Annotated in this window: 17 protein-coding genes; 9 read left to right on the forward strand and 8 right to left on the reverse strand. The window is 68.4% G+C overall.

Features of this window, described 5'->3' with window-relative positions:
- Positions 1-226: 226 nt before the first annotated feature.
- Complete coding sequence (locus OXS27_RS17370) at positions 227-2,254, forward strand: M23 family metallopeptidase (protein ID WP_267357828.1); 2,028 nt, start codon at positions 227-229, stop codon at positions 2,252-2,254.
- A gap of 15 nt (positions 2,255-2,269) precedes the next feature.
- Here the strand turns inward: OXS27_RS17370 and gluQRS are convergent, their stop codons facing one another.
- The 3 genes from gluQRS to OXS27_RS17385 form a co-directional block, all read right to left on the reverse strand.
- A complete protein-coding gene (gene gluQRS, locus OXS27_RS17375) occupies positions 2,270-3,133 on the reverse strand; it encodes a tRNA glutamyl-Q(34) synthetase GluQRS (RefSeq protein WP_267357830.1) in 864 nt (287 codons plus the stop codon).
- Positions 3,130-3,411 carry a hypothetical protein gene (locus OXS27_RS17380; protein ID WP_267357832.1) on the reverse strand — a complete coding sequence of 94 codons (282 nt, stop codon included), beginning with the start codon at positions 3,409-3,411 and terminating at the stop codon, positions 3,130-3,132. The genes gluQRS and OXS27_RS17380 overlap by 4 nt, the downstream gene beginning before the upstream one ends.
- Before the next feature lie 98 nt (positions 3,412-3,509).
- Positions 3,510-5,540, reverse strand: a complete 2,031-nt coding sequence (locus tag OXS27_RS17385) for an ATP-binding protein (protein ID WP_267357834.1) — start codon at positions 5,538-5,540, stop codon at positions 3,510-3,512.
- A gap of 195 nt (positions 5,541-5,735) precedes the next feature.
- Between OXS27_RS17385 and OXS27_RS17390 the strand changes: the two genes are divergently transcribed.
- Both OXS27_RS17390 and OXS27_RS17395 read left to right on the forward strand, forming a co-directional pair.
- Positions 5,736-7,379 (forward strand): GMC family oxidoreductase, encoded by a 1,644-nt coding sequence (locus tag OXS27_RS17390; protein ID WP_267357836.1) that lies wholly within the window; start codon positions 5,736-5,738, stop codon positions 7,377-7,379.
- A 1,172-nt stretch (positions 7,380-8,551) separates the two neighbouring features.
- On the forward strand, positions 8,552-9,490 hold the full coding sequence (locus OXS27_RS17395; protein ID WP_267357838.1) for a LysR family transcriptional regulator: 939 nt from the start codon (positions 8,552-8,554) through the stop codon (positions 9,488-9,490).
- Positions 9,491-9,562: 72 nt separating this feature from the next.
- Here the strand turns inward: OXS27_RS17395 and OXS27_RS17400 are convergent, their stop codons facing one another.
- The gene (locus tag OXS27_RS17400; protein WP_267357840.1) at positions 9,563-11,053 is read right to left on the reverse strand and encodes a DUF2252 domain-containing protein; all 1,491 of its coding nucleotides are present in this window, start codon (positions 11,051-11,053) and stop codon (positions 9,563-9,565) included.
- A 218-nt stretch (positions 11,054-11,271) separates the two neighbouring features.
- On the opposite strand from OXS27_RS17400, the gene OXS27_RS17405 reads away from it, so the two are divergent.
- The 6 genes from OXS27_RS17405 to OXS27_RS17430 all read left to right on the forward strand — a co-directional run bounded on the left by OXS27_RS17405 (position 11,272) and on the right by OXS27_RS17430 (position 20,131).
- On the forward strand, positions 11,272-12,924 hold the full coding sequence (locus tag OXS27_RS17405; RefSeq protein ID WP_267357842.1) for an acetolactate synthase large subunit: 1,653 nt from the start codon (positions 11,272-11,274) through the stop codon (positions 12,922-12,924).
- Between the two features lie 43 nt (positions 12,925-12,967).
- Positions 12,968-14,143, forward strand: a complete 1,176-nt coding sequence (locus OXS27_RS17410; protein WP_267357844.1) for an iron-containing alcohol dehydrogenase — start codon at positions 12,968-12,970, stop codon at positions 14,141-14,143.
- Between the two features lie 244 nt (positions 14,144-14,387).
- Positions 14,388-15,218, forward strand: a complete 831-nt coding sequence (locus tag OXS27_RS17415) for a poly(R)-hydroxyalkanoic acid synthase subunit PhaE (protein ID WP_243920662.1) — start codon at positions 14,388-14,390, stop codon at positions 15,216-15,218.
- Complete coding sequence (gene phaC / locus OXS27_RS17420; protein ID WP_267357847.1) at positions 15,211-16,341, forward strand: class III poly(R)-hydroxyalkanoic acid synthase subunit PhaC; 1,131 nt, start codon at positions 15,211-15,213, stop codon at positions 16,339-16,341. Before OXS27_RS17415 ends, phaC begins: the two co-directional genes overlap by 8 nt.
- A 312-nt stretch (positions 16,342-16,653) precedes the next feature.
- Entirely contained in the window at positions 16,654-18,666 is a 2,013-nt protein-coding gene (locus tag OXS27_RS17425) for a CoA-transferase (RefSeq protein WP_267357849.1), read from the forward strand.
- Positions 18,659-20,131: an NAD-dependent succinate-semialdehyde dehydrogenase gene (locus OXS27_RS17430; protein ID WP_267357851.1), complete on the forward strand. Its 1,473-nt coding sequence runs from the start codon at positions 18,659-18,661 to the stop codon at positions 20,129-20,131. The genes OXS27_RS17425 and OXS27_RS17430 overlap by 8 nt, the downstream gene beginning before the upstream one ends.
- A gap of 200 nt (positions 20,132-20,331) precedes the next feature.
- Here the strand turns inward: OXS27_RS17430 and OXS27_RS17435 are convergent, their stop codons facing one another.
- From OXS27_RS17435 to OXS27_RS17450, 4 genes are all read right to left on the reverse strand, one after another.
- On the reverse strand, positions 20,332-20,622 hold the full coding sequence (locus tag OXS27_RS17435; protein ID WP_267357852.1) for a hypothetical protein: 291 nt from the start codon (positions 20,620-20,622) through the stop codon (positions 20,332-20,334).
- Positions 20,623-20,806: 184 nt separating this feature from the next.
- Positions 20,807-21,466: a response regulator transcription factor gene (locus OXS27_RS17440; RefSeq protein ID WP_267357854.1), complete on the reverse strand. Its 660-nt coding sequence runs from the start codon at positions 21,464-21,466 to the stop codon at positions 20,807-20,809.
- 213 nt (positions 21,467-21,679) lie between these two features.
- On the reverse strand, positions 21,680-23,146 hold the full coding sequence (locus OXS27_RS17445; protein WP_267357856.1) for a methyl-accepting chemotaxis protein: 1,467 nt from the start codon (positions 23,144-23,146) through the stop codon (positions 21,680-21,682).
- Entirely contained in the window at positions 23,143-23,481 is a 339-nt protein-coding gene (locus tag OXS27_RS17450; RefSeq protein WP_267357858.1) for a hypothetical protein, read from the reverse strand. The genes OXS27_RS17445 and OXS27_RS17450 overlap by 4 nt, the downstream gene beginning before the upstream one ends.
- Between the last annotated feature and the right edge of the window lie 393 nt (positions 23,482-23,874).

Raw genomic sequence — 23,874 nt, forward strand, 5'->3', positions numbered from 1 at the left:
CTTTTTGCGGAAATCTGCCCCCCCCCCCCCGCCCCGTCGGGCCTGTGCCTTCGGGAGCCGATGCCAGCTTGCAGGTGCGTGCAGGGCGCCTCAATCTGGACACGCTGCGTCTTGAGATGGTCGGGCCGGTGGCGCCCACCCGCTCCGGTGCGGCGGAACCCGGCCGCGGGTTCTTTTAGAGACCCGCCTGACGCTCCGTTCGCCATCGTCTTCTCAGGGCCATCGAGTGAAGCGCGCGCGACTTAAGATCGGTGATGTGGCCTCCTCGAGCTTCGGGCGCGGGCTCCAGGCGCCGCTCGATGAGCTCGGCGCAACCGCGAGCCAGATTGATCGGCGGTCGGTCAATTTGCGCTGGCTCTGCGCCAGTACCCTCACGGGCCTGACCGGAGCCTGCCTGATCGCGGCGGCGCTTCATGTCTCTCTCCAGGGCGATGTCTCCTTCGCTGCCATCCCCGAGCGCGTCACCGTTCCTGCCCGTCCGCAGCCGAGCGAGAGCGGCGCCAATCTGGCCCGTAAGGGCGACCGGCTCGTGCGCAACCTGATGATTGCGTCGGCCAAGCAGAGTTTCCGGGCACCGGTTACGGTCAGGCTGGGTGATCGCGAGATCATCAAAGCCAAGGCGTTCGTGCGGCTCAGCACGCCGCTGTCGATGACGACCGGGGTCTACACGACAGAGCCGCCGCGCTTCGATCCCATGAAGTTCGTGTCCGACGAACCTCTCGAGCGTGCACCCGATGCCGCGGCCGACGCCCCCGGGGCTGAAGTCACAGTCGTCAAGCGTGACCTCGCCGATGTCGCCGACGCGGCCAATGCACCAGGGCTCACCGACGACGACGTCACCGCGCAGGTCGAGGAGGAACGGCGCATCGCCGCCGAGGCCGGCCGCCGGGCCACGATTCCGATCGCGCCGCAGATCATGCTGTCGCGAACCCTTCGGCAAGGTTCCGCCGGCGACACGGACGGTGCCGGACCCAAGGATGCGAATCCGTTCAAGTCCATCGAGGTTCTCGTCGTCCCCGAGAACGTCACGAAGGTCGCCAAGCTCGAGCTGAAGCCCAACGAGGCGCCGCTCGTCGAGGAGCGCGACCTCGCGCTCAAGCGCGGCGAGACCGTCGAGAGCACGCTCAAGGCCACCGGATTCGCGGGCGACGACGTGATCCGCGGCGTCGTCGCGGCCCTCGGTGGCAAGGCGCGTCTGGCCGCTCTTGCCGAGGGTCAGCCGATGCGCGTGCAGATCGCGCCGGGCCCGCGCCCCGGCGACCCGCGCCAGGTCACACGTGTGGTGCTGTACGGCGAGGCCGGCATCGAAGGGATTGCTGCCCTGAACGATCGCGGTGCCTTCGTCTCGGTGGCTCCCCCTGCCGAGGAGGCACCCTCCGCCAAGCCGCAGCAGCCGGCCGATGCCGGCGACGATGAGGACTTGGATACGGGCTCTGGTCCCCGGCTCTATCAAAGCCTTTACGAAACGGCCGCGCGCCACAGTCTGCCGCGATCGACCGTGGAGGATATCGTCCGCATCTTCAGCTACGACCTCGACTTCCAGCGCCGGATCGGCAGCGGTGACGATGTCGATGTCTTCTATAGCTACGACGACGAGGCGAGTGCGGACCGGCCAGACCTGCTCTACGCGGCGCTGACAGTCGGCGGCGAGACGCACAAGGTCTACCGGTTCCAATCCCCAGACGACGGCACCATCGACTATTTCGATGAGCAGGGGCGATCACTCAAGAAATTTCTGCTGCGCAAAGCCATCGCCGATGGGATCATGCGCTCCGGCTTCGGCTACCGGCGCCATCCGATCCTGGGCTACGCGCGCCTTCACACGGGCGTCGATTGGGCGAACCCGATCGGTACGCCGATCATGGCCACCGGGAATGGCGTGGTGATACGGGCCGAGATGACGTCGGGCGGCTACGGCAACCGGGTCGAGATCCAGCACATCAACGGCTACGTGACGACCTACAACCACATGCAACGGTTCGGCCGCGGTATCCGGGAGGGCGTCAAGGTCCGGCAGGGACAGGTGATCGGCTATCTCGGCTCGACGGGTCTCTCGACCGGACCCCACCTCCATTACGAGGTGATCATCAACGGCCATTTCGTGGACCCGATGAAGATCCGCGTTCCCCGCGGCCGCGAACTCGACGGGCGCCTGCTCGCCGAGTTCAGACGGCAGCGCGAGCAGATCGACGTCACGATGCAGAAGTCGAAGAGCGCGACCGCCCTTGCCCAGCGCGACGCGATCGTGCGCTGAGGCCATTCCGTCTGTTCAGCCGAACCCGAGCTGCGTGCGAATCTGTCTGGGCGTGATGCCGGCCTCGCGGAGATCGGCGAGCGATTGCGAGCCCCGCGACTTGGCGAGTTTCTCACCTTCCGCATCGAGCAGCAGCGGGTGATGCCGATACTGCGGCGTCGGAAGTCCGAGGAGTTTCTGGAGCAGAACGTGGAGGTCGGTGGCCGCCTCCAGGTCGCGGCCGCGCACCACATGGCTGATCCCCTCCGCCGCGTCGTCGTGCACCACGGCCAGATGATAGCTCGTCGGGATGTCCCGGCGGGCGATCACCGCGTCACCCCAACGGGCGGGATCGGCGGCGATCCGCTGTGCGCCTGTCGCGTCGAAGGCGACGTAGGCGAGGTCCGGGCCTGTGTATCGGAGCGCGGCCGTCATATCGAGACGCCAGGTATGCGGCGCGCCCCAGGCGAGGTTCTCGGCGACGCGGGCGGGGTCGAGGCTCCGGCAGGTGCCGGGATAAAGCGGGGCGCCGTCCGGATCGCAGGCCGTTGTGTTGCCTGACTCAGCCAGAGCGCGGACCTGGCCACGCGAGCAGAAGCACGGATAGGCGAGCCGCCGGTCGATCAGGTCGTCACGGGCGGCCCAGTAGTCCCCCATGTGGTCGGATTGGCGCCGGACCGGTTCGGGATAGCGCAGGCCGAGCCAAGCGAGATCGGCGAAGATCGCGTCGATCAGCGCGGGCTTGGAGCGCTGTGGGTCGATATCCTCGATACGCAGGCGGCAGATCCCGCCCATCCGCTCAGCGAGATCGGCGTTGAGCAGGGCGGAGTAGGCGTGTCCGAGATGAAGGCGCCCGTTCGGACTTGGCGCGAAGCGGAGAACCGGCGCGCCGAGGCTCACCCGTCGGCGCGGCGCAGGCAGTGCGGCGCGACGGGCTGGCAGGCGATGCCCGGGAGCGAGCACGCCGGTCCCTCGGCGAGGCGCTGGCAGGCCTGGCAGCCGTCGGTCCATTCGAGGCAGGTCGGATCCTCGGCGACGGAGCGCGCCGGCGCCGGGTGACGGGCCGGCAGAAGCGCGCCGAGCAGGACCGTGGCGATCACCAGGGCGACGATGCCCCAGACGACGAGCGCGTCGCTCGACGAGCGCGGTTCGGGCGACGGATGAACGGCTGACGACATGGGATCCTGTTGGCGTGGGAGGAGCCGACCTGTCAACGCGGGCGCGGCTCCGAGTCGTTCGTGTGGGCCGAACCGATGTCCACGCGGCGGAGAGCCTCCTAGGCCGCCTGCGCCGAGCGGCGCTCCAGCAATGCCGGAAGGAGCTTCAGGTTGAGCGGCTTCGCCAGGAACCCGTCGAAGCCGGCCGCCCGGGCGGCGGCCTCGTCCTCGCGGCTGACATTGGCGGTGAGCGCGACGAGATGGAGATGGTCGGGACCGTCCGATTCGGCGGCGCGGATCCGGCGGGCGGTCTCGTGCCCGTCGAGGCGCGGCATGCGCACATCGATCAGCGCGAGGTCGAACGGGCCGTTCGTGTCGAGCTGTTCCAGCGCCGCCATGCCATCGACGGCATGGACGACCTCGGCGCCGAGGCGTTCCAGGGCGCGCGTCGCCAGCAGGGCGTTGATCGGGTTGTCCTCGGCGAGAAGGACGCGCATCCCGGCGCCGGCCCGCGGCAGGGCGGCGGGCGGAGTGGCCGGGACCTCGGTCGGGCCGGGGGGCGCCAACAGGCGCTCGAACAGGGACCGCTCCCGGACGGGCTTGATCAGGTAGCCGTCGAACCCGGCTGCCCCCGCGGCGCCGAAGCCGCGCCGATCGAACGGTGAGAGCAGCACGAGGCTGCAGCTGACGCCGCAGGCCCGGGCCGCGTCGGCGAGCTGCCGCACCGCCGCATCCCCCAGCGCCCGATCCGCCAGCATGACGTCGAAGGCTGCGCCCGACAGGGCGTCGAGCCCGGATTCCAGGGTGTCGACGATCACCGTCGCTGCGCCGCCCCGGGACAGGCCGCGGGCAAGGTAGGGCGCCTGGAACGGTGAATCGGCCACGATCAGGCAGCGCCGCCCGTCGAGGCGCGGCAGCGGATCGGAGCGGTCGCTCGCGACGACCTCCGGAAGCGGCAGCAGGACCCGGAAGGTGGTGCCCCGCCCGACGCAGGAGGTCGCCTCGATCCGTCCGCCCATCCGGGTCACGAGGCGCCGGGTGATGGCGAGACCGAGCCCGGTGCCCTCGTGGCTCCGGCTGGCGCTGCCGTCCCCCTGCTCGAACTCCTCGAACAGGATCGGCAGACGATCCTCCGGGATTCCCGGCCCGGTATCCGCGACGGTGAGCACCACCTCGTTCGGGCCGGTCTCGCTTGGCGCGAACGTGAGGCTGACACCGACGCCGCCCCGCTCGGTGAACTTGATGGCGTTGCCCGCGAGATTGATCAGGATCTGCCGCACCCGGTCGGCATCGCCCACGAGACCCGTCGGAAAGCCTTCGGCCACGTCGAGGGCGATCTCGATCCCCTTGTCCTGCGCCCGCGGCGCCAGCAGCTCGACCACGCCCTCCGCCACGGACGGCAGGCTGAACGGCTCGGCGGCGAGATCGAGACGGCCGGCTTCGATCCGCGAGAAGTCGAGGACGCCGTCGATCAGGCCGAGCAGCGCCTGGCCGCTGGTGCGCACCGCCTCCACATAGGTGCGCTGCTCCGGATTGAGTTCGGTCCCGAGGACGAGTTCGGCCATCCCCAGGATACCGTTGAGCGGTGTGCGCATCTCGTGGCTGACGGTCGCAAGGAACCGGGACTTCGCGACGCTCGCCGATTCCGCCCGCTCCAGCGCGGCGTCGCGGCTGCGGATCGCCTCCACCCGGGCGGTCACGTCCCGGCCCGCACGCAGCCAGTGCATCGCGTCGCCATGCGCCACCGGCATCTCGACGAAGGCGAACCAGCGCACGCGGCCATCGACCGTGCGGACCTGCGCCTCCATGCGGCGGACCCCGTCGCCGCCGATCTCGACGGCGTTGCGATCCAGGATCTCAAGGTCGGTCTGCGCGCCGAGCAGTTCGATCGGCTCGCGCCCGAGGAGGTGGGCATACTCCTCGTTGACGTAGGTGATGCGGCCCCGGGCGTCGCGCTGGACGATCACCTCGGTGGTCGCGGCCACGAGGGCACGGTAGCGGTCCTCGCTCTCGCTGATCCGCCACAGGCGGTCGTGCATCCGTTCGGCCTCGCCGTCGTCCGGCCCGGCCCGCCGCACGCGCCATCGATCGACCGCGAGCGCGGCGGCGACCACGAGCGCCAGAACCAGCGCAATGTCCTCGACGACCATCGATGCCTCCCCGGCAGGAGGCCGGTCCGCCGCAGGATCGCAGGCGAAGCTGAAGGCCGTGTTGGGAAATGCGCTTAACCGGCGGTTGCAGCGCGTGTCGTCGAATACGCCGCCGAAGCGCGATCCGATTGGCAGCTCGCGAGTTGCCTGCCAGGACGATGGGCCCAGGACATTCGGCCCGGACGGAGACACCCCATGCCCGGTGAGCACTATGACGTCATCATCGTCGGATCCGGCCCGGGGGGCGGGACGATGGCGTGGCGTCTGGCCCAGACCGGCAAGCGCATCCTGCTGGTCGAGCGCGGCGACTATCTCCTGCGCGAGCCCCGCAATTGGGACAGCCAGGCGGTGATCGTCGACGGTTACTATCAGGCCAAGGAGACGTGGTATTCCTCGGACGGCGAGAGCTTCCATCCCGGCCTGCACTATTACGTCGGTGGAAACTCCAAATTCTACGGCTCGATCCTGTTCCGCCTCCGCGAGCAGGACTTCTCCGAGATCCGCCACGAGGACGGGATCGCGCCGGCCTGGCCGGTCGGCTACGACGAATTCGAGCCCTATTACCAAGCCGCCGAAGAGCTGTTCCACGTCCACGGCCTGCGCGGCGAGGATCCGACCGAGCCGTGGTCGAGGAAGCCCTACGCCCATCCGCCGGTGGCGAACGAACCCCGGATTCAGGAGCTGTTCGACAACCTGAAGCAGGCCGGCCACCAGCCGTTCCACCTCCCCGTCGGCGTGCGCCTCGTGGAGAAGGACGGTCGGGCGGTGCCGACCTCGCCCTGTATCAAGTGTGAATCCTTCGACGGTTTCCCCTGCCCCACCAACGGCAAGTCCGACGCGCAGACCATGGTGGTGGATCCGGCCCTGCGGGACTGCCCGAACCTCACGCTGCTCACCCGCACCATGATCGAGCGTCTCGTCACCGATCCGGCCGGACGGACCGTGACCGGTGTGGTGGGTGAGCGCGACGGCGCGCCGTTCGAAGCCTCGGCCGACCTCGTGGTGGTGGCCTGCGGGGCCCTGTCGTCGGCCCTGCTGATGCTCCGTTCGGCGAGCGACCGGCACCCGACCGGTCTCGCCAACGGCTCCGATCAGGTCGGGCGCAACTACATGCGCCACAACAACTCGACGATTCTGGCGATCTCGAAGACGCCGAACCCGACGCGATTCCAGAAGACACTCGGCCTCAACGACTTCTATTTCGGCGATCCCGACCCGAAGGACGGCTGGGATTTCCCCCTCGGCCACATCCAGATGGTCGGCAAGTCCGACGGCGCGCAGATCCACGGCGAGGGCTTGCCCGGATTCCTGCAATGGTTCCCCAACAAGCCGTTCGATTGGATCGCCAAGCATTCGGTCGATTTCTGGCTGACCTCCGAGGACATCCCGCTGGCGCAGAACCGGATCTTCTACAAGGACGGAAAGGTCCATCTCGATCTCACCGAGACGAACAGCGAGGCGCACAAGCGCCTGCGGCATAAGCTCCAGCAGATCTGCAGCTTCACCGACATCCACCCGCAGCTGTTCGACCGCTCGCTCTACCTCGGCAAGAACGTGCCGATCGGCGGCACCGCCCACCAGGCCGGGACGCTGCGGTTCGGCGACGATCCGGCGACCTCGGTCCTGGACCGGAATTGCAAGGCCCATCAGCTCGACAACCTGTACGTGACCGACGCGAGCTTCTTCCCCTCGATCGGCGCCGTGAATCCGACCCTGACGATCATCGCCAATGCCCTTCGGGTCGCCGACCATCTCGTGGCGCGGATGGGTGCCAAGGACGAGATCCCCGCGCCGCGCCTCTACGACTACACCGAGCCGCGCGAGCCGATGCCGGCGTGACCCGGCAGGTTGGGTTGCTCTCGGACGCGCATCATCGTCCCCGCGCGCCTTTCGGCGCCGGGGGCATGGCCCAAGAAGCAACACGCGGGACGCGGGACGCCGCGGGAACCCAGGTGTCGGCCAAGTAACGCGCGGGATCCGGTCCCCGCGGCGCCCGCGGCATCGACCGGGCATGGTCCCCGGCCGGTGCCGTCTTTCTCGTCGCGGTGTCTCCGACGTCCCGATCCTGCGACTCCCCGTTAGCGGTCTCGGGCGGGGTGCACGCACCCCCGGAACCCGCATCGGCGCCGTGGCCTTCCAGCCGTCCCCCGCCTCGTCGTGGGCGGGTCCGCAGGTCGCTCAGGGTCAGCCCAGACGCGGGTCGGCGCGGGGGGCATTTCCTCCCCCCGCCGGGCAAACTGCCGCCCGGTCTCACGCCCGCATCCGAGGCACGCCCCGTACCGGTCCGCCGCCCGGGGCGATGGCGGCTGAGAGCCACCGACGCGGGCACCGCCCCGTCCCCGGACCCGCCCGGTCAGCCACCGGGCGGGCCCCCGAAGGACGCCCCGGGATCGCTCCCAGGCCGCCGCGGACAGGTGGCGGCTAATGAGCACAAAATAGGAACATTGTCAAGGACGAATGGCAGGCGGGCTGCGGCCGGTTCTCCCCTCCCCCCTCTGCCTACGGGCTACACAGTTTTGAGGTACACGGCTCATGAGGGAGCGCGACGGGCCCCCCCTCCCGTTCGGGAGAGGGTTGGGGTGAGGGATGAGAGCTCCCCGGACGGAGCACGCGATCGATGCGCTGCGGCTGCGCGCTTCATTCTGAACATTCTCGACCCTCACCCTGTCCCTCTCCCGCTCGGGAGAGGGGACCCGCGCTCTTCCGGGCGGGCACGCCCCGCCGAGACCGCAAACCTTTGTAGCTTGTAGCCGCAAGGGGGGACGGTGGCCCCTGCGTCAGCGGGTGTCGGGTCGGGACGAAGTCCCACAAAAGGGGAGCCCGAGTTCCGGAAGGGATGCGACCTTCACGATGGGCCGAGCCATATTCTGCACCGTCGCTCCCCTCTTCCGACCCGCGGAGCCCGCTTGCCTCTTCCTCAATCCAAGACTGTCAGCGAAATCTACCTCGAAACCCTAAATCGCGCCGTTGTTGCTATAGCTCGGCGCCGAGACCAACGAACCGAATCGCCCGTGGCCATCGACCATATCGACCTCAGCCGGATCGACCTGAATCTCCTTGTCGCCCTCGACGCGCTCCTCGATGAGCGCAGCGTCACCCGGGCGGCGGCCCGGATCGGGGTCGGCCAATCGGCGATGAGTTCGAGCCTTGCCCGCCTGCGCCGCCTGTTCGACGACGAGCTTCTGACCCGCGCACCGGACGGGATGCGACCGACGCCTCGGGCGCTCAAGATCGCCGAACCCCTGCGCGCCACTCTTCGGCAGGTTCAGGCGCTGGTCCATCGTGAGGAACGCTTCGAGCCGGCCACCGTGGATCGATCCTTCACGATCAGCCTGCCCGACAGCGTCGAGGTGCTGCTCGGGCCGCGCCTGATCGCGCAGCTCCGCCGGGAGGCGCCGGGTATCCGGCTGCTGCTGCGCTCCGTCGAGCGGTCGCGAATCCTCGACGAACTCGATGCCGACCGGGTCGATATCGCCATCGGGTTGTTCTCAGAGGGGCAGATCCACCACAAGCAGCGGCTGCTCTACCGGGACAGCTACGTGGTGCTGTTCAACGCCGCGTTGATCGGCCTCGAGCCGCCGATCGGCCTCGACGATTACCTGCGGTTTCCCCACGTGCTGACCTCCCTGCGGGAGACGGCCCACGGGGTGGTGGATGACGCGCTCGCCCAGATCGGCCGGTCGCGGACCCTCGCCGTGACCACGCCGCGATTCCTGGTCGTGCCGTTCCTCGTGCGCGCCGCGCCGGTGATCGCCACCATGCATGCGCGGCTTGCCACCTCCTTCGCGAGCGCGCTGGAACTCAGCGTGAGCCCGGTGCCGGTCGCGCTGGAGGATGTCGCCGTCTCGATGCTCTGGCACGCCTCCTACGACCGCGATCCGGCCCATCGCTGGCTGCGGGACCTGCTGGTGCGGCTCGCCCACGAGCCACCGCCGCCCGGCATCATCTGACGCGATGCTCGAGATCCTTGTCTTCGCATCAGCGTTTTCCGAAAGCCAGCGACCACCTTTCGGGTTGATGCTCTACAGGCACGGATCCTCCGCGGCCTCCAGCCGCCCGCTCGCGATCGCGTCGCGGAACAGCGCGAAGTCGGCGGCGTTGCGCGCCGCATAGGCGCTCGCCCAGTCGGCGATCGCGGCGGCGAGATGATCGTTCTTGCCGCTGCCGCAATAGCCGGTGATCGCCGCCGCATCCCCGGTGCGGGCATGGGCACGGGCCAGCAGGGTCCCGTAGGCATACGAGAAGGTCTGAAGCGAGGCCCCCGACATCCGCGCCAGCGGAATCGCACCCTTCAAATTCTTCATCTGGCGCACGTAGAACGGGCGGTCGGCGATGCTGGTCCAGCCGAGCAGCGGATCGCCCACCGCCTGGAGCAGGCGCTGGCCGTAGATCACCCGCTCGCCCTCGTGACCGGCGTAAGGATCGGGCATCCCCGGCAGGTACGGCGCGTGGGCCGGGCGGACCGCCTCCTTGACCTGGAGGAACAGCGCGTCCGCGTCGGAATTGCCGAACAGCAGGGCCAGATAGGCCCGGGTTCCGACGCTGCCGACACCGACGACCCGGTGGGCCACGTCGACCACATGGTAGCGATCGAGCATGAAGCGCCGCTCGCGCGGCAGGGTCTCGGCGTAGCGCTCCAAACCGGTGACGACGCTCTCCCGCGTGGCGTCGTCCACCGGGGTCAGGATCGGCGCGTCCGTCTTGAGACGCCAGCTCCCGTCGGTCCGTCGTTCCGCCACCTGCGACAGCAGGCTCCGGTTGTTCCGCCGCCGGGCCTTGTCCACCGCGTGCCGCACAACGGCCCGGCCCTCGGCATCAAGCCGCAGCCCGGAGATGTGGGGCGTGTCGACCCGCGTCGTCTGATACCAGATATCGAGGGAGCCCTGGGGCGCCAGCCGCCGCATCGTATGCTGGTAGCCGTAGACCGCCTCGATGACCGCCGCGCGGGAATCGCGCGCCGAGGCGCCGGCCTCCGCGGTTGCGATCGCGAGACCGGCGGCAAGGCGCTTCAGGTCCCATTCCCACGGGCCGATCGTCACCTCGTCGAAATCGTTGAGATCGAGGACGATGTCCTGCTGGGGCGTGCCGAACAGACCGAAATTGTCGGTGTGGGCATCGCCGTTCATCACCACGTCGATGCCGCTGCGGTGCCCGCGCGACAGGTCCCAGGCCATGACATGCGCGGCCCCGCGCAGGAACGCGAAGGGCGAGGTCGCCATCCGGGCGACCCGCAACGGGATCAGATGCGGTTGGCGCCCTTCATGGGCCGCCTCGATCAGGGCGATCGGGTCGGGCCGGTCCGGATCGTCCGCGCATTCGCCCAGGGCCGCGTGGGGCACCGCATCCCGGAGCGCCTTCCCGACCTGACGGCGCTTGTCCCACGATTCGACGCCGACGCGCAGGTCGATGCGCGGGAAATCCGCGATCGGCGCCAGAACCGGACCCGTGTCCGGCTCGGTCGCCCCGGCGGCCATGTCCGCCGCTGTGTCCTGCTCGATGGCCGTCCGTTCCATGTATTCAAAATTCCCTGACCGCTCGACAACCTTGACCGTGCAACGACGTTCCGGGGTGCGGCAAGTCTGGTGGAGATAGCATCGCGCCGCCTCTGTGACTGTTCGGGCCTGAACCGGTCTTGACCACTTCCGGTGGCGGCTCTCTAACCACCCCAAGCGCCGCCAAGACATTCTTCGCCGAGCGACGCCGATACGCCGACGCACCAGCGAGACCTCGCATGCCCAAGGGTTCAGATCTCCTCGTCGCCGCCCTCGAGAACGAGGGGGTCGACCGCATCTTCGGCATCCCCGGCGAGGAGAACCTCGACGTCGTCGAGTCCCTGCGCACGTCCAAGATCGAGCTGGTGCTCACCCGCCACGAGCAGGCGGCGAGCTTCATGGCGGCCACCCATGGCCGCCTCACCGGCCGGCCGGGCGTGTGCCTCTCGACGTTGGGCCCGGGCGCCCTGAACTTCTCCACCGGCGCGGCCTACGCGCATCTCGGCGCGATGCCGATGATCATCATCACCGGCCAGAAGGGCATCCTGTCCTCGCGGCAGGCCAAGTTCCAGATCGTCGACGTGATCAGCTCGATGAAGCCGATCACCAAGATGGCCCGCCAGATCGTCTCCGCCTCGTCGATCCCCGCAATCGTGCGCGACGCCTTCCGGGTCGCCACCGAGGAGCGGCCCGGGCCGGTTCTGCTGGAACTGCCCGAGGACATCGCGGCCGAGGAGGCCGAGGCCAACATGGTGCCGCCGCACCCGATCGACATCCCGGTCGCCCACCCGACCGCGATCGACCGGGCCGCCGCCATGATCCTCAAGGCCAAGCGCCCGCTGGTGATGCTCGGCGCCGCCGCGAGCCGGCCGCGCGCCACGGGCGATCTCGGCGGCTTCGTCCGGCGCACCCAGATCCCGTTCTTCACCACCCAGATGGGCAAGGGCACGGTCGCCAGCGGCACCAGCCTGTACATGGGCACCGCCGCCCTGTCCGAGCGCGACTACGTCCACGAGGCGATCGACAAGGCCGACCTGATCATCGCCATCGGCCACGACACGATCGAGAAGCCGCCCTTCTTCATGGGCCAGGCCGACCAGAAGGTGCTGCATATCGGCTACATGCCGGCCAACGTCGAGCAGGTCTATTATCCCGATGCCGAGGTGGTCGGCGATCTCGGGCCGACCCTGAAGATCCTGGCCGACCGGCTGGAGGGCAAGCTGCCGAATGCCGGCGCCCTGCTGCCGCTGCGCGAGCACATCCTGAACCACATCGCCGACCGCGCCGGCGAGGACCGCTTCCCGGTAACGCCGCAGCGGCTGGTGCGCGACGTCCGCCGGGTGATCCCGGAGGACGGGATCGTGTGCCTCGACAACGGCATGTACAAGATCTGGTTCGCCCGGAACTACCGCACCTACGTGGCCAACACGCTGCTGCTCGACAACGCGCTCGCCACGATGGGCGCCGGCCTGCCCTCGGCCATGATGGCGGCGATGCTCTATCCGAACCGCCGGGTGATGGCGGTGTGCGGCGACGGCGGCTTCATGATGAATAGCCAGGAGCTGGAGACCGCGGTGCGGCTCAAGCTCAACCTCGTGGTTCTGATCCTCGACGACTCCGCCTACGGGATGATCCGTTGGAAGCAGGCGGTCGATAAGTTCGCCGATTTCGGCATGACCTTCGGCAATCCGGATTTCGTGCTCTACGCGCAGGCCTACGGCGCCAAGGGCCATCGAGTCGAAGCGGTGAACGACCTCGTGCCGACCCTGGACCGCGCCTTCGCGGAAGGCGGCGTCCACCTCGTGGCGGTGCCGATCGATTATTCCGAGAACACCCGCGTGCTGGTCGAGGAGCTGCGCGAGAAGGTGAAGGATTTCGAGCCGGCCGAGTGACCTCGGTCTCACCAACGGTCGGCCAGCAAGACAGGGCAGTGCGATGAACCCGTTCACCTTCCAGACCACGCCGAACGTGCTGTTCGAGGCCGGCGCCTCCAAGAAACTGCCGGAGATCGTTGGCAGCTTCGGGGCCAAGCGCGTGTTGCTGGTCACCGACAAGGGCGTGCGCAGCGCCGGGCTTACGAAGGCCGCCGAGGCGGCTCTGGCGGAAGCCGGCATCACGCTCGACGTCTACGAGGATGTCGTGGCCGATCCGCCCTCCACGGTGATCGAGGCGGCGGCCAAGCACGCCCGGGAGCTCGGGACCGACTTGGTCCTGTCGATCGGCGGCGGCTCGGCGCTCGATACCGCCAAGCTCGTGGCCTATCTCGCGAAGTCGGATGAACCGCTGGATTCGATCTACGGCGTCGGTCTCGCCAAGGGCGACCGGCTGCCGCTGATTTTGGTCCCGACCACGGCCGGGACCGGCTCCGAGGTGACGCCGATCTCGATCGTAACGACACCCACCACCGAGAAAAAGGGCGTCGTCGCGCCAAAGCTCCTGCCCGACTGGGCGGTGCTCGATCCGGAGCTGACGCTGGGGCTGCCGTCCCACGTCACGGCGGCCACCGGCATCGACGCGATGGTCCACGCCATCGAGGCGTTCACCAGCAAGAACAAGAAGAACCCGATCTCGGACCAGCTCGCCAAGCAGGCTCTGGCCTTGCTGTCGGCCAACATCCGCACGGCCTGCACGGACGGCAAGGATCTGGAGGCACGCTCCGGCATGCTGCTCGGCGCGATGCTGGCCGGCATGGCCTTCGCCAACGCGCCGGTGGCGGCCGTGCACGCGCTGGCCTATCCGGTCGGGGCGATCTTCCACGTGCCGCACGGGCTCTCGAACGCGCTGGTGCTGATGGGGGTGATGCGCTTCAACCTCTCCCACGCGGAGGCGCTCTACGCCGAGCTGGCGCCGATCCTCGATCCCGCCGCCGCGGACCTGCCGCCGGCCGAGGCCGCCAAGCGCTTCGTCGACAGCCTCGACGCGATCTGCCGCGACTGCAAGGTGCCGGCCTCGCTCGCCGAGGTCGGCGTCGCCCGGCAGGATCTGGAGCGGATGGCCACCGACGCGATGAAGCAGACGCGGCTCCTCGTGAACAACCCGCGCGAGGTCACCTACGACGACGCCTTCAAGATTTACGCCGAGGCGCTGGGCGAGGCACGACCGGCGGCGTGACGCCGATTCCGCATCCGACGCTCAACCTCATCCTGAGGTGCCCGCGCCAGCGGGCCTCGAAGGAGGGTTCCAGGGATCACGTGGCTCGCTGGAGCCCTCCTTCGAGGCCTCCGCTGCGCTCCGGCACCTCAGGATGAGGGGATCGGATTGGAGAGCGGCGGTTTGGATGGGGGTCCGGACGGGTCTGTGAGCTGACGACACGCTCCGCGTCATCGCGGAGTCGGAAATCCGGGGGAACGCCAGCATGGACCAGTTCGACGCGTTCCGGGCCATGGGCGAGCTTTGGACCCGGGCCGGCGCGGGCTTCTTCACCCCTGGCACCGGGCAAGCCACCCCCGGCTTCGGCTGGCCGGGTTTTCCGACGACGGATCTGACCGGGCTCACCACGGCGCAGGCGAAGCTGACCGAGGCCTGGACCTCCGCGACCGCGCTGTCGCAGACGCTCGCGGCCTCGCTCCAGGGCGGTCCCGGCGCGCCGGATCCAACCGCCGGCGCGGTGCTCGCCAAAATCTTCGATCCGCAGGCCTGGCTCGGCGGCTCGGCCGAATTCGATTCCGCGCTGACCCGCATGTCCGAAGGCCCGCAGCTTGCCGACCTGTGGCAGACCGAGCGGCGCTACGCGGCCCTGTTCACCGCCTGGACGGCGCTTCGGCGGGCGCAGAGCGAGCATCAGGCCGTGATGCTCGACGCCTGGACCCGTGCAGCCGGCACCTTCGCCCAGGAGGCCAATGCCCGCGCCGAGCGCGGCGAGAGTTTCGCCTCCGCCCGTGAGATGATGAGCCGGTGGATCGAGACCGCCAACACGGTCCTGCTGGAGATCCAGCGCTCGGACACGTTTCTCACCTCGCAGCGGGCGGTGCTGCGCGCTTCCACCGATCTCCGGCTCGCCCAGCAGGATGTGGCAGCCTTCCTGGCGGAGTTCTACGGCCAGCCGACCCGGGCCGAACTCGACGACGTGCATAAGAGCCTGACCGAGCTGCGCCGGGAGGTCCGGGCGCTCCGCCGCGAGCGCCGGCAGGCCGGCAAGGCGTCCAAGGCGGGCGGTTCACAGGTCGGGGAGAACGCCCATGGCTGATCAGGAAAGCCCGAAGGGGCCGGCCGCTCCGCTGAATCTCACCCCCGCTGCGTTGCTGGCCGAGGTCGGCACCCTTGGGCGCCGCCTCAGCGAGGGCGCCAAGCTGTTCGCCGATGTCAGCGACGCGGATGTCGAGATCGCCACCACGCCGAAGGATCTGGTCTGGAGCCAGGACAAGGTCACCCTCTACCGCTACCGGCCGCTCGCCGAGAGCAAGGGCCTGCCGCCGGTGCTGATCGTCTATGGGCTGATCGGCCGCTACACGATGGCCGACCTTCAGGAAGACCGCTCGCTGGTCCGCAACCTGCTCAATCTCGGCCTCGACCTCTACGTAGTCGATTGGGGCAATCCGGGGCGGGCCGACCGCTACGTCTCGATCGACGATTACGTGGATGGCTACCTCGCGGAATGCGTCGCCTTCATCCAGGAGGCGGTCGAGCGGGAGAAGGTGAACCTGCTCGGCATCTGCGAGGGCGGTGTCTTCACCACCTGCTACGCGGCGCTTTACCCCGAGACCGTCAACGCGATGGTGCTGACCATCACGCCGATCGACTTCCACGCCGATGCCCGCGACGCCCGAGCGGGTCACGGCTTCATCAACGTCTGGACGCGCTCGCTCACGCCCGAGGACATCGACCGGCTGATCGACGCGCAGGGCTCCCTGCCCGGCGCCTTCATGGGCTCGGTGTTCTCGATGATGACGCCGATGCGGACCATGACCAAGTACAACCTCGATCTGCTCGACGCCCTGGACGACAAGAAGAAGTTCTTGAATTTCTTGCGGATGGAGAAGTGGATCGCCGACCGTCCGGATCATCCGGGTGAAGCTGCCAAGCAGTGGTTGAAGGATCTCTATCAGGACAACAAGCTGGTCCAGAGTGCCTTCGAGCTTGGCGGCCGGAGGGTGGATCTCAAGGCCATCACCTGCCCGGTGCTGAACGTGTTCGCGCAGGACGACCACATCATCCCGCCGGCCACCTCGCAGGCGCTGAGGGACAAGATCGGCACTGCGGATTACACCGAGATGGGTCTGCCCGGCGGCCATGTCGGGGTCTTTGTCGGCGGCAAGGCGCAGAAGTTGCTGGGCTCGGGCATCGCCGATTGGCTGGGTCAGCGGGGGTAGGATGCTCGCTGATCGGTCCTCACACAGCGCAACGCCCCTCCCCTCCCCCGCAGAGGGGGGCTACCGGATTCCCGTATCACTGTCGGACGCCACGAGTTTGAGGAATAAGCGCGTTTCTCCTCCCCCTTGCGGTGAGGGGTCAGGGGTGGGGATGGCGCAGGATCGAGCGGTCCGGTGCCTTCTGCACCACCCCCACCTCCAACTCCTCCCCGCAGGGGGGAGGAGAGCGCGTCTCGGCCAGCGATGTGTGAATGTCGTAGCCCGGAGACGAGGAAGGGAAAGGCGCACGGTCCGGCCACCGAGGATCACCCCATGGGCAGCCTGAAGAACAAGATCGTCAGCGCCGACGAGGCCGCCGCCATCCTGCAGGATGGCGACATGGTCGCGGTCTCGGGCTTCGTCGGTATCGGCACACCCGACGAGCTGATCCTGGCGCTGGCCCGCCGTTTCGAAGCCGGTAACGGCCCGCACGGGATCGGCCTGATGTTCGCCGCCGCCCCGGGCGACGGCAAGGAGCGCGGCCTCAACCGGCTGGCACTCCCGGGCCTCGTGAAGCGGGTCGTCGGCGGCCATTGGGCGCTGGTGCCGAAGCTCGGCGCCATGGCGGTCGAAGGCCAGATCGAGGCCTACAATCTGCCGCTCGGCGTCGTCTCGCATCTCTACCGCGAGATCGCGGCCCATACGCCGGGCCACATCACCAAGGTGGGCTTGCGCACCTTCGTGGATCCGCGCCTGGAGGGCGGCAAGCTGAACGCCGTCACGACGGAAAACCTCGTCGACGTGGTCGAACTCGGCGGCGAATCCTGGCTCCACTACAAGGCGTTCCCGGTGAACGTCGCGCTGATCCGCGGCACGACCGCAGATCCCGCCGGCAACATCACCATGGAGCGCGAGGCGCTGACGCTGGACAACCTCGCCGCCGCCATGGCGGCGAAGAACTCGGGCGGCTTCGTCATCGCGCAGGTGGAGCGTCTGGCCGAGGCCGGCTCGCTGAATCCGCGCGAGGTGCAGGTCCCGGGTATCCTGGTCGATTGCGTGGTGCTCAGCCAGCCGGAGAACCATCGGCAGACCTACGGCACGCCCTACAACCACGCCTTCACGGGCCGCCAGCGCGTGCCGCTCGACCGGATCCCGCCGATGGCGCTCGACGCCAGAAAAATCGTCGCCCGGCGCTGCGCGTTCGAATTGCCCCCTGGGGGCGTGGTCAATCTTGGCATCGGCATGCCGGAGGGCGTCGCGGCCGTCGCCGCCGAGGAGCGGGTGCTGAAATACCTGACCCTCACCGCCGAGCCCGGCGTGATCGGCGGCCTGCCGCAGGGCGGGCTCGATTTCGGCGCCGCCCTGAATCCGGCCGCTGTGCTGCACCAGAACCAGCAATTCGATTTCTACGACGGCGGCGGCCTCGACCTCGCCTGCCTGGGGCTTGCGCAATGCGATGCCGAGGGCAACGTCAACGTCAGTCGCTTCGGTAAGCGGCTCGCAGGCGCGGGCGGCTTCATCAACATCTCGCAGAACGCGAAGAGCCTCGTGTTCGCCGGCACCTTCACGGCCGATGGGCTGAAGGTCGCGATCGAGGGCGACGGCATCCGCATCCTCACCGAGGGCCGCTCCCAGAAATTCATCGCCGCCGTCGAGCAGGTGACTTTCTCGGGCGCCTACGCGGCCGAACGCGGCCAGCCGGTGCTCTACGTGACCGAGCGTTGCGTCTTCCGGCGGACACGGGCCGGGATGGAACTCGTCGAGGTCGCACCGGGGATCGATATCGCGCGCGATATCCTCGGGCAGATGGGGTTTGCGCCGATCGTGCAGAACCCGAAGCCCATGGATCCGCGCCTGTTCCGCGAGACCGTGATGGGGCTGGAGCCCTGGCTGCTGGGCCTCTCGCTCGCGGAGCGGATCAGTTACGATCCGGAGCGCAACATCCTGTTCTCGAATCTCGAAGGTTTCCAGGTGCGGACCATCGACGATGTCGAGCTGGTACGCCGGGAATACGAGCGTGCCTGCCAGGAGATCGGCCGCAAGGTCCACCTGATCGCCAATTACGACGGGTTCGAGATCGACGCGACCGTAAGCGACGCCTACTTCTCGGCCATCGCTTATTTGGAGAATCGGTATTACGAGACCGCATCGCGCTATACGACCAGCGCGTTCTTGCGATTGAAACTCGGTGCCTCGTTGGCGAGCCGCGATCTGGCTCCCCATGTCTTCGAGACAAAAGCCGAGGCGCAGGCGAGGAATACGGCCCAGAGCGTACCTCTCAAGCCGCGACCCGGCATGTCCCAGCCCGACATGCCGCGGCCGCCGAAGGAACCGTTGGATGCCTGAACTCGAAACCCCCACCCTGAAGGATCGCGCCCTGCTGGTCGAAGCCTGCCTCGTCGGCGGCGCATGGACCAAGGCCGGCTCCGGCAGCATCGATGTCACCAACCCCGCCACCGGCGCGGTGATCGCCCGGGTGCCGAATGCCGGCGCCGAGGAGACGCGGGCTGCGATTCAGGCGGCGCACGCGGCTTATCCGGACTGGCGCGCCAAGACCGCCAACGAGCGCGCCGTGCTGCTGCGCAAGCTCGCCGCGCTGGTCACCGAGCATCAGGAGGATCTGGCGCAGATCCTCACCGCCGAGCAGGGCAAGTCGCTGACCGAGTCCCGCGGCGAGGTCGCCATGTCGGCGGCCTACGTGCTGTGGTTCGCGGAAGAGGCGCGGCGCGTCTACGGCGACGTGATCCCCTCCCCCTGGGGCGACCGCAAGATTCTCGTCACCAAGGAGCCGGTGGGCGTGGTGGCGGCGATCACGCCGTGGAACTTCCCGTCCTCGATGATCGCCCGCAAGATCGCCCCGGCGCTGGCCGCCGGCTGCCCGATCGTGATCAAGCCGGCCTCGCAGACCCCGCTCTCGGGGCTGGCCTGGGGCGTGCTGTGCGAGCGTGCGGGCTTCCCAGCCGGCGTGGTCAGCATCCTCACCGGCTCGGCCCGGGCCATCGGTGCCGAGATGACCGGCAACCCACTGGTCAAGAAAATCACGTTCACCGGCTCCACCGAGGTCGGCAAGGTGCTCCTCGAGCAGGCCTCGCACACGGTGAAGAAGGTCTCGATGGAATTGGGTGGCAACGCGCCGTTCATCGTGTTCGACGATGCCGATATCGACCGCGCGGTGGCCGGCGCGATGCTCGCCAAGTTCCGCAATTCCGGCCAGACCTGCATCTGTACCAACCGCTTCCTGGTGCAGGACGGGATCTACGACGCCTTCGCGGAGAAGATGGCCGAGGCCGCCAACCGCCTGAAGGTCGGCAACGGCCTCGAGGACGGCGTCGCCCAGGGTCCGCTGATTGACATGGCGGCGGTGGAGAAGACCGAGGCGCATATCCGGGACGCGGTCGAGAAAGGCGGCCGGGTGATCGCGGGCGGCCACCGGCACGCGCTGGGCGGCCAGTTCTTCGAGCCGACCGTGATCTCCGGTGCGACCCCCGGGATGGATGTCGCCCGCGAGGAGACGTTCGGGCCGCTGGCGCCGCTGTTCCGCTTCCGCGACGAGGCGGAAGCGATTCGCATGGCCAACGACACTGAGTTCGGGCTCGCCTGCTACTTCTACACCCGCGACCTCGGCCGCACCTTCCGGGTCGCGGAGGCGCTGGAATACGGCATGGTCGGGATCAACGAGGGGATCATCACCACCGAGGTGGCGCCCTTCGGCGGCGTGAAGGAATCGGGTCTCGGCCGCGAGGGCTCGTATCAGGGCATCGAGGATTACCTGAACACGAAGTACCTGTGCGTGGGTGGGCTCGGGGCATGATGCCCGGGGTCCATTGAGACCCATATCCCCTCCCCTGGCGATCCCGGGCCTGCCCGGGATCGCTCAAGCTCGCGGAGAAGGGCCAGGGGTGGGGGTGGTGCAGAAGGCACCGCACCACTCGATCCTGCACCACACCCCCACCTCAAACTCCTCCCGACAAGGGGGAGGAGAGTAGGTTGCGTCTAGGGTCGCTGCGCGTCTTACTTCCCGCTCGGCGCAGCGCCGCTGCCGGTCGTGCCGTTGCCCATGCTGCTGCCGGCAGGCGCGCCGGGGGTGCTCACGCGGGGGCCGCCGCTGGTGCCGGGCGCCATGCCGGCGCCGGTGGAGCCGGTCTGCTCCATCGCCCCGGTTCCGGTCCCTGTGCCGCCCACGGCGCCGGATTTGTTCACGTTGCCCTGGTTGGCGCCGCCGGTATGCGGTGCCTGTGCCAGCGCCGCGCCTGAGGTGGCGAGCACGAGCGACGTGGCCAGCGCGAGGATCGTCTTCGACATGGGGTCTCCTGAGTCCGCGTAAGATGGTCCCAAGCCAACCCCAAGCCGATGAGAATGTTCAGCGGGCGAGCGTCCGGCCACCCCGTCCAAGACCGGCGTCGGGCGTCTCCGCCCGCCTCCCTCGTCCGCGGCGGGGGCCGGTTCTCCGACGGTGATCCGCACCCCGTGTCATGACCGGCGGCGTCTAGGCCGGATGCGCGTTGTGGATCTGGTCGAAATCCAGCGACGCCGTGTCGATCACGATCTGCGTCCGGCTGATCACCTCCAGCTTGCGCAGGATCTCGGAGACATGCGCCTTCACGGTCGAATCGCCCACCTGAAGCTCGTGGGCGATCTGCTTGTTGAGCTTGCCTTGCCGGATCATCATCAGAACGCGCACTTGCTGCGGGGTCAGCCGGGCGAGGCGCTCGGGGAGCGGCGCCTTCTTGGAGCGCGACGCGGGGGCGTTCGCCTCGGCGAGGCCCGGCGGCAGGAACAGCGCGCCGCTCAGGACCTCGGTGATCGCCCGGGTCAGCGTTGCCTTGTCCATCGCCTTCGGGACGAAGCCGGCAGCTCCGTGCTGCAGGGACTCGCGCGCGATGCGCGGATCCTCGTGGCCGGACACGATCAGGATCGGGATCCGCGGAAACCGTGCGCGGATCGTGATCAGCCCGTCGAACCCGGCGGTGCCGCGCATCGACAGGTCGAGGAGCGTCAGGTCGATATTCCGGTTGGCCGTCAGCACCGTGCAGGCCGCCTCGATCCCGTCGGCCTCGTGCAGCACCGCATCCGGATGCGCGAGGCGGATCGTGGCCGCGAGGGCATCGCGGAACAGCGGGTGGTCGTCGACGATCAGAAGATGCACGGACAACGCGATCCTTCGCCCAAGATCCTCACGGGATCCGTCGAAAACTGATCGAAGCGGCCCCGGGGCGCAAGCGGGCGTTGAGACGACCACCCTCACTCCGGGGCCTGAGCGGGCCGACCCGCCTATCCACCCTCTGCTTGGTGCGCGGTCAGCGCGCCGTGGTTCACCGACACGGTCCGGCCGGGCTGATGCGCGGCGCGCTGCCTGAAGTCAGGCCGCGCGGACCGATGCGAGGAAGCGGCCGACCTCCTGCCCGAGCGTGTCGAATTCGACCGAAAGCTCAGAGGCCGAAGCCAGAAGGCCGCCTGCGGTCGTTCCCGTCGTCTCGACGGCTTCGGCCACGGCCGTGACGGTCGAACTCACCGCGCTGGCGCCGGCCGCCGCCTCCGCGACCGTGCGGACGATGCGTTCGGCGGCAGCGCCCTGGTCGCGCACGGAGGCCGTGATTTGCCTGGCGAGGGTGTTCATGTCGCGGATGTGCACGGTGATTCCGTTCACCGCGGAGACGGCCCGCTGCGTGGAGGTCTGGATCCGGCCGACCTGCGAGGCGATGTCCTCGGTGGCCTTGGCGGTCTGGCTGGCGAGTTCCTTCACCTCGGCCGCCACCACCGCGAAGCCGCGGCCGGCCTCTCCGGCCCGGGCCGCCTCGATCGTGGCGTTCAGCGCCAGCAGGTTGGTCTGGGCGGCCACCGTCGAGATCAGCGCCACCACGTCGCCGATCCGTTCCGCGGCCGCGCTCAGCTCCTGAACAAGGGGCACCGCCTCGGCCGCCTGCGCGGCGGTCCGGCTGGCGAGATCGGCGGAGCCGCTCACCTGCCGCTCGATCTCGCCGAGCGACGCGCCGAGCTGCGCCGTCGCCTCGGCCGCCGTCTCGGCCGTGCGCGCCGCGTCCCCGGCCGAGGAGGCCACGTCCGACGACCGGCGCGCCGAATTGGAGGCCGTCTCCGACATGTCGGCCGCTGCCGTGCGCAGGCCCGCTGCGGCGCTGGACACATGATCGAGGATACCGCCCACGGTCGTCTCGAAGGTCCGGGCCAGGTGCTCGGTCGCGTTCCGCCGTGCCATGTCCAGCTCGGCCCGGGCCTCCGCGGCTTCCTGCTCCAGGACGCTGGTGCGGGCCAGCTGCGCCTGGGCCTCCATCTCCGATTGGCCGAGCGCCCGGAACGAGTCGACCGTCGTGCGGCAGACCCAGATCAGGACGGCGGCTTCAACCACCACGATCACCGCGTGCAGCGCGACGCGGCCGATATCGGTCGCGGCATCCGGGAAGACCAAGGCCGGAACAGCCAGATCGAGGGCGAGGTGATGCACCGCGGTCGCCACGGTCGCCGCCAGGATCACGCGCCAGTCGCACCAGCCGACCAGCACGGCGAGACAGGCGAAGAAGTACATGTGCAGATCGACCTGCCAGCGATGCCCGGCGAAGACGATCAGGAAGATCGCCGCCATGCCGATCAGGGCGAGTCCGCTGACGATGCGCGTGGCCCGGCCAGTCGGATCCCGCCACCAGAGCATCGTCGCCGTTCCGGCCAGGACCATGACGGCGGCGATCGGGCCCAGCGTCGGCAGGCCGCTATTCAGCGCGGCCTCGGCCCCTGCGACGACGAGCACGTGCACCCACAAGATCGCGATGAGGGAACGGCCGAACTTGAGCCGGAGCGTATTGAGGTGGTTCATCGTGCTGAGCGTCCGAAATCAGGATCCGAATTGCGGGTGACGGCGTGGGACCGGTCGGCGCGACCGCAGCCGCGGGCCGAGCTGCCGTCGAAGACGAGCCGGGCCCCCGCCGCATAGAGGCGAAGGACGAAACCGGAGTCATCGGCGCGGGCGATCACGACATCCCGCTGACCATCGACGTTCAAGATCGACCCGCCCGCCTCGGCCACCATGCGGACCACCGCATCGGAGCCGGATCCCGCGCGGCCGAAAAGCACCACCGTATCGGACCGGGGGGCGGCCAGGAGTACCAGGGGGGTGATCAGGGCGACGGCGCCTCCGAGTGCCCCGAGCACAGTCTGGGATCGTATCCAAGCCAGTCTCTTCCGGGATTCGGAGTTTGCTACTGCCGACATGGGCCCTCGCAACTCCAATCGAACTTAAGATATTGTATGTCTTTCGCTTTTAGGTAGTAAATTGTGTAGCAATGTTACTGTAATATGAGTCTAGCATCGAATTTCTCCAAAATTATGAACATTAAATGCATTTAATACGAAATATGTTCGACCTTAGCGCGGATGACGGGTGTCTATATTGCAGGTTTTGCGGGTCTATGGGGGAACAAGAATAGGAGGATTGTAGAAATTCTGCGGATATTTCGGAATCGATATTTCAAATAAGCGTCGGTATCGATCGGTATTCTGGTCTGGTTCAATGCCACTTGGTCCTGTCGCGGGGCTGGATTGCAT

It is taken from the genome of Methylobacterium sp. GC_Met_3, from assembly GCF_026540775.1.
Lineage (GTDB): Bacteria > Pseudomonadota > Alphaproteobacteria > Rhizobiales > Beijerinckiaceae > Methylobacterium.